Here is a 12,257-nt window from a genome sequence, read left to right on the forward strand (position 1 = left end):
ACCGTTTCCTCTGATCGGGTCAAGGATTTCGCCGGGCGGCCGGAATTGGCGCCACGCATAACGCCGCAAACCGGTTCACCATCGGCGCCAGACAGAGCGTGACGAGCACATAGGCTCCATATTCGGCGATTCTGCCCGTATTGAGCCGGCTCTCGACCGCTCGCGGCATCGCCTCCTGCAAGATAACGGGAAAGGTTCGGAAAATGACGAGGTGGAGAAGAAATATTTCTAGGCTGTACCTCCCGCAAAAGAGAACACAGGCTCTGCCGCTGCTCAGAATCGACGAGCTGGGCACATACTCGTCTATCCGCTCATACAAGTATGCGATCAACAGACAGAGCGGATAGGCCAACAACATAAACGGATACCACCAGAAGCCATAGCGCCACCTGGTGTCGGGCACAGTCAACGAGAGCACCAGACTCAGGCACACAATACCCGACAAGCCAATGACGCCGTTGACCTTCGCGCTCTCGAACCACGGCTGATCCTGTTGATGCACATACACATACCCCGCATATATGCCAAGGACGAACACGGGGAGTCGCAGCGTAAAGATGAGCAGATAGCTGAATTCGGTCGCCGTGATGGCCAGTGAAAGAAGCAGGGTGGCGAAGAGAGCCACTAGAACATTTCCTGCGAGATGGCGGGTGCCCGTATTGAAACGGATCCAACGGACAAGAAACGGAAACAGCAGATAGCACGCAACGATGGCAGGAACAAACCAAAAGAATTTATCGTTATACAGGTAAAAATTCAGGCCTGTGGCCATGGCGGCCACCCGTACAATTGAAACCGTGCCGTTGGAGAACCACTCAATGCCGTAATACAGCGCAACGGCAATCCAATAGGTCGGCAGGATCCGCATCAACCGGGCCGTATAAAACTCGCGGACCGTACACCCCTTGGACCAGCTGCAAAACAGTCCAAAGCCTGACAAGAAAAAGAAGAGATCCACGGCCCCATAGCCAAGATCTTTCACGAACTGCACAGGGAGGAACAACGCGCTCGGGAAATCGATGCGTGCATGAAACAGCACGACCCACAAAATCGCCATCCCCATGATCTCGGTCCGATAGCGGCTAATTTTCTGCAGCACGATGATCCTTCGCCGCGCTCATGACAACAGGCCGCAGCTTGGCAAAGATGGTTTCGGAAGCCAGCGCATGACCGGCCACTGACCAGTGCATATCATTTTGAAGGAAGAGGTCGGATGGCTTCGCTTGACGTGCAAAGTCTTTACGCAAATCAATACAAGGAACATCGTGCTCTACGCACCAGGCATGAAACAACGCCTGCGGCCGCCCAAAGTCATACAGCTCATCGCGAATGGAAAAAGCCGCAATGAACTCTTCACGAAGCAATGGATCGACCTGAATTTGATCTGGGATCAAAATAACTATAAGTGGAATCTGGCGATCCCGCAGATAGCCGGCCATGCGTTCAAGACTTCCTTTCACATGCCTCCAACTGGCCTCAATATTCGACGGCCATTCTTTCAGGTATATTTCACTGCGCGACTCCAGCTCTTGGAGATACCATTCCCGGCTTCTACCGAGGGGAGAGGTCTCCTGGCTGGTACGGGGGGGGGGGCGTACCCGCCAAGGCCTGCTTCACCCGCAACGCTCCCACAGTCAGCACGTAATTGACATCATGATAGAGAAACCACCTTTCAGGCCCAACATGGTCATGCACCCAGTTCCCGTTCGCATGCACATAATAGCTTTGCCCGGCGACCATCATGATCGGTTGCTCGACCTGAGCACCGCGCCGCCGGATGATGTCGTTTCCGACAAATACATTTAGCAGCACTGCATCTGGCCGAAACTGCACGCCGTATGCTTGCAGTAAATGGAACTCCTCAGGAGGCGACCAGCCCGGCACACCTAGGTTAATAATCTCGGCATTCAGCGCCTCACGCTGCAACAAGGTCTCCATCACTGCTACAAAACCTTCTTCGTACCGAACACCGCTCCCCCAGACAAAGGAATCCCCTAACGCCACGAGACGAAGATGATGATCGGAATTCTCTATAGTCCGTTCTCGATCTTTGAATCCTTGTGAGTTGGAATAGCGAATGGAGCCCAACACTTCCATATGCGGGGTCAGTTCTGCAGGCGTCTGCTTATTTCCAAACAATCCTGCCTTGGCAAGAAAAGGATCTGCCAGGCGCATGATCCCTTCACCGCACAAGGCCAGCACGACAACATTAACCAGTGCGACCTTTGCCAAACCAAACACTCTTGAATTGAGAAATCTCTGCAACGAAAGCGGGGCCAGCAAAACCCAGCCACCCCACATACTCGCGAGCACCAATGCCAAGATGATGATCTCTGTGTGGCGCCCGTGAGGAGGAAGCGGGTAAAACACAAATCCAAAGTACAGCGCCAGCACCGCATACAACAGCCCATACCCCATCGACCAGGATGCGACGATGGTGCGATGCTGAACATTGCGTTGAATACGCACGGCGGACAGCAACAACACCAGGCCCGACAAAACCGCGACACCTCCCAAGAATATAAACTTGCCTGTCTCCCGTGGAAAAGCAAGAGCCCCGTTCGTCGGAGGCCGCAGAAATTCTAGGAGGATATCGCACGCCAACAATGCGCTGGCCACACTGCCTGCGAAACACACGGTCGAAATCAAGTTCACGGACCAATGACCTGGAGCAAGCCGAGCTGTTCGCGTCACGAATTTTTCCTCATCGATCTGCTCGATTAAAGGGTTTCTCCTCTACCATACCAACCGGCTTGAACCAGCCCGCCTGCTCCAAGGCATCAAACCAGATTTGCGCCATGAGCTGCTCTCCCTTGGCGGTGAAGTGGCACCAGTCCGTATGAAACTCCGGCGTGGGGGGAACCTGTTTGGCCGGTTCAGCCAACGGAAGGCCTTCGGCGCGAGCAAGGCTGCGGACCATGTCATTGTAGAGCGGGAAGCTTCGGCGAAGCCCCTGCGGACTCAGATTGTCAAACCACCGCCCTACAGCCGGCACACCGAGGGCCGTTTCGTCGGCATTGTACTGTTCTGGCTTCCCCGCCTCATCGAGGCCATGAGAAAAGGTCCCGATGGCGACCTGCACCTTCGCGCGGCGGGCTTCGGCAATGAGGCCTTGCAGATTCTGCTCCAGCATCTTGAGTGCGGCCGCATCGACGTCGTCCCGCTTGACTTTGGAAGACCGACTGACAAGGTTGATCCGCGACCGGATTTCCATCAGCACATACGAGTGATCGACCATCCGGTTATACCAGCCAGGCGCGGAAATGCTTTCCCCTCGCGCGTATATCAGTTTGGTTTGAAGATCCGGCACCCATGACCAATTCAGATCGTTGTTCCCGTGATAGATCAGAATCGCGTCCGGCTCCAGATGGGACACACGGAGCATAAAGTTAATGCGCTGCTCGATGGACGTATATCCGGGCACACCGGCGTTCACAACCTCAAATGTCCGGTCCGGATAGGCGGCCCGCAATTTCGCTTCCAGCAGCGCCGGCCAGGCCTCGTCGTGCGACCGCACCCCCTTCCAGCCAAACGTGGTGGACTCGCCTAACGCGAAGATGCGAAAGACGCCTTTCGGTTTCGGCATGGCAATCTCGGGGCCGCGAAACCCCAAACTGTTGACTTCGACGCGAAAGGGGCCGGACTGAAACTGCAAGCCTGGAGGCAGTGCTGTCCGCAAAAATGGATTGCCCACAATATAGCCGACCGCCCGGCGGGGCATGTACCCCGCGTATTGCTCCAGCAACCGGCCGGCAACTTCCCCCAAGGTCAAGACGACGACAGCAGGAATGGCAAGGGCCACGGCCCGCTTCCACATCGGCCATGCCGCGAAGCGCGTCCGCATGTCTTGCCCGTCCTCACGCTCCATCAATCCCACCTCTCACACCTCCGGCATCGCTCAAAATATGCGGCCCCCTCTTCTTTACGGATTCCTCACCGGCACAGTATCGCGGGGAAACCGTTTCGCCATCTCTTCCGCCGCGACGCGATGAGCCAACGCATTCCAATGCGAATCGTTTTTAAACCGATATATCGGCTCGCCACCAGACCCGGCATCGAGTAAAGACAAAATATCTATACACATGACATTCTTTTCTCTGCACCAAACCAACACACGCTCGTTGACCTTCTTCTGTGCAGCAGAAAATGTTCCATCTGCCGCTTGACCTGCTATTGGCACGATCACTAGCCGTGCCATTTTTTCTTGCGTAAAGACCCGAAGCACCTCAAGCTCATCGAGCAATAATTGGAGATGGCCATCATTCGCCACTGCTGACGGCTCAGGCTGAGCAACCGGCAATCCGGCTCCGACATGGGAGGCCTCCCCCCACGCTTTATACAGTCCCTTCCAAAGATAGGAGCCGAAACAACAATGCTCATCAAACCAAAAGTCCATCCCTTTCATCCATGGCCGATACATTGGCGAAAATAGATAGCCTTCTGTGGTTGCGCGAAGGTGGGGAAGAGAGCTTTCGCGCACAAGAATCCCATTGAACAGAACATAGGGATCACGAAGCCTATCGATAGCCGCTACTGCAACCCCGACCATCAGAACTCGAGGGTGCAATTCATCAAACTCGCTCATGGCAAATTGCCTTATTTGACGCATGCTGTAGCCCGAAACACCGGCATTGACGACCAACGGGCCAGATCCATTGGCCTGGCCTGCATTAAGGCTACGTTCCAATTGAGCAGGCCAGGCTTGTTCATATTGAACTCCCCATCCAACAGTTAGAGAATCCCCGACCGCTAATACAATTGGCCTAGACCGATCCAGTGGATTTCGAGACTCTCCGACTCGCAATCCTTGCTCATTGGTCTTCACGATTATGGTAAAGTCATCTCTGCTCATCGTCCCGGTAAAGTTCTGAGAATAAGTATAGCCACGTACAGGATGTTCAATCCATAATCCTGGCAGATCATCCGACCCACGAGCGACAAACCCCAGTCGTGGCAATAGCAGCCGACAAGCGATCTCAGCCAATGCAAACGATAACACCAATGAAACAATCGCAATGATCGCATTAAATTTTGTTCGGCGAGACATGCTCAATTCCTTTCTGCCGACTAATCCGGTCAATTAGCGCGAGATACCGGTCGAGATGCTGCTCCGCGGTCCACTCCTGCCGATAGGCCTCGTACCCTCTGGCGCCCAATTCCGCTCTCCGCGCAGGATTCGCGCGCAGCGATTCGATCGCCGCGCCCAGCTCCCGGCTGTTCCGATAGAGCAGCCCCCCCCCGCTCATCGTCACCAGCTCCGACAAGGCGCCGATGTCACGCGCAATCACAGGCGTCTTCAAGGAGAAGGCTTCCGCGACCACCTGCCCGAAGGTCTCGTAGCAGAGCGACGGCACGACCACCGCCGCCGCACCGGTATACAATTGCCGCAACCGCTCAAACGGCAGGGAGCCAAGAAACTTCACGCGCGGACTGTCTTGGGCCAGGCGTTTCAGCTCGGCCTCATACTGACCGGCCCCTGCCACCCAAAGATCGGCCCGGTCCTGCTGTGTAAAGAAGGGAATCACCTCTTGCAGACCCTTCAGCTTTTCCAACCGCCCGACATAGAGGAAATAGGGCCGTTCCCCGCTCATTGGCTGCATGGGTAGGGAGTCAACGGGCTGGGTGTTGACCGGCTGTGAGGGGATGAACATCGGAATCACGGTCTTTTCGACCGTTGCGCCCATATGCCGATGGGCATCGGACGCGAATTGGCTGGGCGAGATCACGGCATCGAGATGCCGGAGCGCCCGATCCAGCATGCTCGTATAGCGCCAGAGCTGCGGAGGCCGCCGATAGGACAGCTGGCAGGTCAGGCAACTCGGTTTCGCACAGGCTTCCTGGTTGAACTTAAACAGCACATGCGTCGGGCACAGCAGCCAATACTCATGCGTCGTGTAGAGCTTGATGGCCCGGCCATATTCGAAGACTTTCGGCCCCCCCACCAGCGAGACATTGTGGTAATGGATCACGTCGAACCGGCCTTCGCCGAGAATCCGCTTAATCTTTCCGGCCTTCAAACCGGGAATGCCCAACTGCTGGGTCAGGAGCGGCGACAGAATGCCGGCTTTGCTTTTGAGGCTGTGCAGCGTGATGCGGGGATGGCTTGGCCACTCGCCGGCCGGCTCCGCGGGATGCTGCGCATAATAGGCGTCGCGGCAATGAATCACGTCCACGGAATGGCCCCGCTCAGCCAGCAGGTTGGAGAGACGATACACAAACATGCCGTCCCCCCCAAAACTATAGGGAGGATAGAATGTGGTGACCATGCAAAACCGCAGGGACGGCCCCATCACCGAACCTCGTTGAGCACCCGGTCAAACAGCGCCCTCGTGGACTGCGCCGCCAGCTCCCACGTAAACAACTTCGACCGTTCAAGCCCGGCCCGGCTCATCCGGTCTCTGGCTGAGTCACTGCCCAACACATCGCGAAGATGCGCCAGGAGCTGATCCGGACGTCCCGGATCGAAAAACACACCGGCCTCCCCCACCACTTCCGGCAATGATCCCCTGTCGCTGGCAATCACCGGGGTCCCGCAGGCCATCGCTTCGACCGCGGGAAGCCCAAATCCCTCTTCCAGGGACGGCAGCACTAACGCCTGTGCCAGATTGTATAGGACCACGAGTTCGCTGTCCGGAACGTACCCGGTAAACAGCACTCGATCCGCAAGATCCAACTGGTCGATTTTGGCTTGTAATGCAGCGTAATGGGAGAAAAACACGTCGCCCTTATAGTCGCCCACCAGCACGAGCTTGTGCTGTGTAAAGCGAGCGTCCGCCAAGAGCTGATGGAAGGCCTCGACCAACACCCCTAAGTTTTTGTGCGGGCTGATGCCTCCGACATAGATCAGAAAGGGTTCATCGGACTGCAATCCATATGTCCGCAAGATCGTGGCGGCCCCGTCCAGGCTCGGCAAACGGACGAACGCATCGTTTGGACCTTCAGTGGTCGTTTCGACCAGCGCCGCAGGGATTCGGCAATAGTCCACAATCTGCAGTTTGGCATGGTGGGAGACGGTCAGAATCCTGTCCGATTGCCAGAGCGCGATCTTCTGCTTGAGCTTCCAAAACAGAAGCGATTTCCGGTTGGGGAACACGCGCTCGGGATGATGGTCCGCAATCATGTCGTGAATCGTCACGATCACTTTGCAGCGGTTCAGGATCGGAAAATAGGAATAGACCGCGGGAAAGAAAAACAGATCGAGCGGCTCCTGTGACACCACGCGGGTCAACGCCCATAAATCCTTGAGCGAGCGGTTCCCCGAGGCGGCGGCGGCGACGGTCGGAGAGACGTCTGTCGATGCCACGACCAGCCGGACGCCTGGGGGAAACTCGCTCGCACGGGCCGTATCTCCATCCACAAAGAAGATGTACTCGCGCTCCCGATCGGCCGCCACCAGCGCCGTCAGCAATTCCCTGGTAAACCGTCCGAACCCCCGGCGGTTCGACCAGCAGCAGGCATCCACGCCGATGCGCACCTTTCGCGCAGAAGTCCCCGCGCCTGACGATCCGGATGGCGCTATGCCCATTGCCGCACACTCTCCCCTTCTCCGCACAAATAGCCCATCAGCTCCCCACAGGCCCAACTCGTCATGAACAGCACCAGATAAGGCATGGCGGCCGTCAATTCCCGCAGATGCCGCCCCCGCCGAAGAACCACCCGCGCGATGCGCAACGGGAGGATGACAGGAAGCAGCATCGAGCCGGCCGCATACCCCAGCCTCGTCAGGACCGCAGCCGCAGCCATCCGTCTCCCGGCATAGTGGCGGCCATGATGAAAGGTCTGCCGGAGGACAGTGCCTGCCCGATAGTTCAGATTGTGATAGACCACGGCATCGGGAGCCAAATGCAGCCTATGCCCCCGGCCGCGCAGCCGCTCATGGAGAAAGGCCTCAAAAAACCCATCGCGATACTCATCTTGAATCTGTTCCAACACCGTCCGCGCATAGGACACGTTGTTCCCGGAGAGGGTCGGGCTCGCGCCTTCTATGCAGGGCAGCATATATTTTCCATATTCATAGAAGTACACGGCCCAATCCAGGGCCCGATGCCTGCCCACCCGCTCCACCGCTCCGCCGACGATCTCGTGCCCGGCTTCGTGAGCCCGCCTGATGGCGCGGCACCAGGCCGGCGCCACTATACTGTTGTCCTCCAGCAACGCCACGATTCTGCCCGATGCGGCCTGGATGCCCATCGTGCGTAAGGCCGGCACGGTCGTGCCCGGAGGCGCCTCGATCAACCGGACAAAGGGAAACGAGGCTTCAATCGAACGGCCGGCGCCGCCACAACAATTACTGACTGCGATGACCTCGATCTCTCCACCTGCACCCTGCTCGCGTAGCGAAGTCAGACAGGCCTCCAGACCGGCCCGCGAATGAGCCGACGCGATAACCACAGAGAACTCGATACGCCTTGTCTGCGACTGGCTCATTCAACCTCTAACAGACTGTCACCGGATCCCAGGAGATAGCCGACAAATTCTCCGGCCGCATAACTCACCATGAACGCCGCCTGTAACGGCAGTGTTCGCAGAAACGTGCCGACCTGCTGCTGTTTGTTCAACACCTGGCGCGTCATTCTCCACAGCATGAGTCCCGGAAGCAGCGGCGACGCACAACAGTACACCAGCCGGACGGGAAGCGACGTGCGCTTCCGCCGCATGCCCGCGAACGACCGTGAATAGTAGTAGCGCTGAGCCATGAAGTACCAGAAACCAAACTCTTTCTTATGGCTGACCACGATCGACGGCGCGGAAAGAAACGTAACGCCCTGCTTGCTCAGTTCCTGGTGCAGGAAGAATTCCCAACATTCCTTCTTCACCGACTCATCGACCCGATCCAGGATCGCCTTGCGGTACGACACATTATTGCCGGTAATGCCGGACACCTCTCCGTCCGGGATGGGCGGCATGACCCCGCTGTACTCGCAGAGGAACACGGCCCAATCGATCAAGCGCTCGACACTCCCGTTAACCACCGTTCCGCCGACCGCCTGATACCCCCTGTCATGGGCCTTGAAGATCTCGCGGAACCATCCGTCCTGCACGATGCAATGGTCTTCGATGATCGTGACGATCTCCCCCGTCGCGCGGGCCATCCCGATCGCGCGCAATTCCGGAATGCCCAATCGTTTCTCAAAATGGACCAGCGTGACGTCCGGGAAATGCTTGGCCACATGCGCGGCTGTGCCATCCTGGCAGCAACAGAGCACCAGGATCTCCACCTGAAAGCCCTTCCGTTCCCGCTCCAGGGCAGTCAAACACTCATGAATCGACGGCAGCCGGTTGACGCAGGCAATGACGACAGAGATGGTTCGGTTAGTCATCGGTATGAATGCTCCAGTGAAAATGTCATCGAATCCACTCACCACTCCGGCCTGGTCCTGCCAGATACCCGCAACACTCTCCCCATGACCAACTGGCAACCGCTACGATTGAAACGGGCAATGACCGGATGAATTGAGGGAGATACCGCCGCTTCCGCATGATCGGCCCGGCCATCCTCCACATGAAGAGAACCGGCAAGACCGGAGTTCCCAGTGCATACAGAAAGCGCATGCCCGGCGAGAGCTGCGTCCATCTCATGCCGGCAAAACAGCGGCCATGATGGTAGCGCCGGATCAGGAAAGGCACGAGCCGATAGGACTTCCTGTCATAGACCACCATCGACGGCGCCGACCGGAGCTGCACCCCTTCATCTTGCAGCGACCGGCACCAATAGGTCTTCCAGAATCCCTGCTCGATAAATTCAGTTCCCCGGCTCAATGCCGCGCGCTTGAACGCAATGTTATTGCCGGGAAGCTCCGAAACATTCCCGCCGGGAAGCGGCAACATGAACTGGCCATATTCACAGAAATACGCGGCCCAATCGACCAGACTGCGCTCCGGCGACGGATCCACCGCTCCACCAATGACCAGATCGGGCGACTCATGAGCGGCCAGAATGGAAGCGGCCCACCGACGGTCCGGCACCGAGCAGTCGTCGAGAATAGCGATCAGCGCGCCGCGAGACTGTCTGATCCCCGCGCCCCAAAGGACGGGCAGTGTCGTGCCCTGCGGGAATTGCAGCGTCATGATCCCCTCGTCCTGCCCCCTCGAATGACGGTCCGCCCGATCGCCCGACCCGTCCGCAACAATGATTTCCAATGCCTCTGCACCTTCCTGGGCGCGAAGCGAGGCCAGCACTGGCATGAGATCCCGGTGGGTATGCGTGCAGGCCACAATCACGGACAGCCGAGGACTCTTGAACGGCTCCCCTCCGCTCATGCCCGAGGCCCCGTCGGCGCCACATAGCCCGTGCATTCACCGGCGGCCCAGCTCGCGAGAAATAGCAGCGTCACCGGCATCGCCAGCAGCAGCTGTGCCCTATGCCGTTTCCGGCGCAACACCTGGCGTGCGATGCGCGACAGCATGAGAAACGGGATCAGTGGCGCCGCCACAATATGCACCAGCCGCACCGCGGCAGGCAGCCGCCTCGCATTGGACGACCCGAATTGCCGGCCATGCCAGAATCGCTGCCGCATAAACGCTCTGAACGTGAACGAACGCATGTGGCGCACGCCGATGCGCGGCGTCATGAGCAACCGGCAGCCGTCCGCGATCAGTTTGGCATGGACGTCCGGCTCCCAAAACCCGCTCACACGCACATCCGTGCAACGATCCAGCGCCCATCGTTTGTAGGAGGCATTGTCGGCGGGAATATCGTGAATATAATAGGGCGCAAAGGGTTTCATATATTTGGCATAACGGCAGAAGTAGACCGCCCAATCGACAATGCCGGAAGAGGCCTCGTTCTCGATCGCGCCTCCGATTCCGGCCGCATCGCTCTCGCGATGCGCGGCGAGGATTTCGGCCATCCACTCGCCATCCGGCACGCAATGGGCCGTGGTGAGCGCGATAATAGGCCCCCGGCTTGCCCGAATGCCGGCTTCCCACAATTCAGGCACCCACTGCTCAGGAGCCGTGGACAAGAGCCTCACACCGGGAAACTGGGCCGTCACGATGGCGGTGGTTCCATCCGTCGAATTATCCACCACGATGATTTCGGCTCGGCCTTCCGCGCATTGCTGCTGCATGGCATCCAGACAGGCCGCAACGCTGGCCTCGGCATTGTGCGACCCGATGACGACCGAGAGCTCCGGAAGGACCTGTGCACCCGCGCCCGACGACGTTGCCATTATGGATGACTCACGGCTGCGCGACCGTTATGGGTCTCGCCTTGCATCAGAAGGTCGCGGATCCGAGCCACATTCAGCATCGCCTCCGCGCTGACGGGTGAACGCCCGCCGGTTCGTGCCGCTTCGTACAATTCGGCAACCAGCCCCGTCAGGCCAGGATAGGCAGGCTCACGCATAAAGGCTCTCCTGCCCAGGTTCACCGAAGCCGCGACCCCGCGCCTGACGGCCAGATCAAATGGCCGCAGGATTTTTCTTTCTTTCGACACTGCCCCAGGCTCGATGAACGCATAGCCGTGAAAGAGATCGAGATGAATGGTTCCCGATGCGCCAAAGATCTTCACGGTGCTTTGGGTGGGACGAGCCTGAAGGCTAATCATGACAGACACCGTAACGCCACCCGCCTCCGTCATCGCGCGAAACTCTCCGGCTTGCGGACGGATCCGCAGCCATGAATCTGGCACCATGCCGCCTGGAAGAAAGGCCTGCGCCAGGGACAGCGGATGGGGCAAAATCTCGGCGACAATCGAGTCGAGTTCACGTTCCTGCCGCCCGGCTCCCCCTGCCGTGCAAAACGCCGCGTCCAGATGCAGGACCCGGCCGATGCGGCCTAACAGCCGCCGGGCCTTGATCACTCCCCGTTGAAACACGAACTGATGAACCGGGCAGATCAGCACTCCACGACTGGCCGCCAACTGGATCAACCGTTGCGTCCCAGCTGCGTCAGGGGCCGCCGGTTTCTCGATCAGCACATGCTTGCCTGCCTCAATCGCAATCCCGGCAATCTGTTCATGCGTCTCCAGCGGGGTGCAGATATGGATCAGATCGCAGGACACCCGGCGCAATAACTCTGTGATGTCGGCATAGGCGTCACGGCCTCCACACGCTCCGGCCAACCGCGTCGCGGCGTCGAGATTGCGGTCGGCAATCGCGACAATCTGGCCCCCTGCCTGCTTGGCGGCATGGGCATGCCACCGGCCCATGAGGCCGGCGCCAACGATCCCAACTCTGAGTGGGCGGCGCGCGGCAGCCGACGTCTTTTGCGATTCAGCGTCCATCATCGTCTTGGACCCTCTGATCATCCCACCG

The 12,257-nt window shown here is 58.4% G+C and carries 12 protein-coding genes; all 12 read right to left on the reverse strand.

The features are described from left to right. Window positions 1–19: 19 nt before the first annotated feature. Window positions 20–1,099 (reverse strand): acyltransferase, encoded by a 1,080-nt coding sequence (locus RI101_00090; GenBank protein ID MEC4888432.1) that lies wholly within the window; start codon window positions 1,097–1,099, stop codon window positions 20–22. Then, the gene (locus RI101_00095) at window positions 1,083–1,439 is read right to left on the reverse strand and encodes a hypothetical protein (GenBank protein ID MEC4888433.1); all 357 of its coding nucleotides are present in this window, start codon (window positions 1,437–1,439) and stop codon (window positions 1,083–1,085) included. The genes RI101_00090 and RI101_00095 overlap by 17 nt, the downstream gene beginning before the upstream one ends. A gap of 112 nt (window positions 1,440–1,551) precedes the next feature. Then, window positions 1,552–2,694 carry a hypothetical protein gene (locus RI101_00100; GenBank protein ID MEC4888434.1) on the reverse strand — a complete coding sequence of 381 codons (1,143 nt, stop codon included), beginning with the start codon at window positions 2,692–2,694 and terminating at the stop codon, window positions 1,552–1,554. Between the two features lie 10 nt (window positions 2,695–2,704). Beyond that, window positions 2,705–3,844, reverse strand: a complete 1,140-nt coding sequence (locus RI101_00105) for a GDSL-type esterase/lipase family protein (GenBank protein MEC4888435.1) — start codon at window positions 3,842–3,844, stop codon at window positions 2,705–2,707. Between the two features lie 78 nt (window positions 3,845–3,922). Further along, on the reverse strand, window positions 3,923–5,047 hold the full coding sequence (locus RI101_00110; GenBank protein MEC4888436.1) for a hypothetical protein: 1,125 nt from the start codon (window positions 5,045–5,047) through the stop codon (window positions 3,923–3,925). Then, window positions 5,025–6,290, reverse strand: coding sequence for a glycosyltransferase family 4 protein (locus RI101_00115; protein ID MEC4888437.1), 1,266 nt, complete (start codon window positions 6,288–6,290; stop codon window positions 5,025–5,027). The genes RI101_00110 and RI101_00115 overlap by 23 nt, the downstream gene beginning before the upstream one ends. After that, window positions 6,290–7,525 (reverse strand): glycosyltransferase family 1 protein, encoded by a 1,236-nt coding sequence (locus tag RI101_00120; protein ID MEC4888438.1) that lies wholly within the window; start codon window positions 7,523–7,525, stop codon window positions 6,290–6,292. The genes RI101_00115 and RI101_00120 overlap by 1 nt, the downstream gene beginning before the upstream one ends. Then, window positions 7,516–8,391: a glycosyltransferase gene (locus RI101_00125; GenBank protein ID MEC4888439.1), complete on the reverse strand. Its 876-nt coding sequence runs from the start codon at window positions 8,389–8,391 to the stop codon at window positions 7,516–7,518. Before RI101_00125 ends, RI101_00120 begins: the two co-directional genes overlap by 10 nt. A gap of 32 nt (window positions 8,392–8,423) precedes the next feature. Continuing rightward, window positions 8,424–9,320: a glycosyltransferase gene (locus tag RI101_00130; protein ID MEC4888440.1), complete on the reverse strand. Its 897-nt coding sequence runs from the start codon at window positions 9,318–9,320 to the stop codon at window positions 8,424–8,426. Between the two features lie 25 nt (window positions 9,321–9,345). Beyond that, window positions 9,346–10,260 (reverse strand): glycosyltransferase, encoded by a 915-nt coding sequence (locus tag RI101_00135; protein MEC4888441.1) that lies wholly within the window; start codon window positions 10,258–10,260, stop codon window positions 9,346–9,348. Next, window positions 10,257–11,171, reverse strand: a complete 915-nt coding sequence (locus tag RI101_00140) for a glycosyltransferase (GenBank protein ID MEC4888442.1) — start codon at window positions 11,169–11,171, stop codon at window positions 10,257–10,259. Before RI101_00140 ends, RI101_00135 begins: the two co-directional genes overlap by 4 nt. Then, window positions 11,171–12,229, reverse strand: coding sequence for a Gfo/Idh/MocA family oxidoreductase (locus RI101_00145; GenBank protein ID MEC4888443.1), 1,059 nt, complete (start codon window positions 12,227–12,229; stop codon window positions 11,171–11,173). Before RI101_00145 ends, RI101_00140 begins: the two co-directional genes overlap by 1 nt. Between the last annotated feature and the right edge of the window lie 28 nt (window positions 12,230–12,257).

It is taken from the genome of Nitrospira sp. (assembly GCA_035968315.1).
In the GTDB taxonomy this organism is placed as follows: domain Bacteria; phylum Nitrospirota; class Nitrospiria; order Nitrospirales; family Nitrospiraceae; genus Nitrospira_D.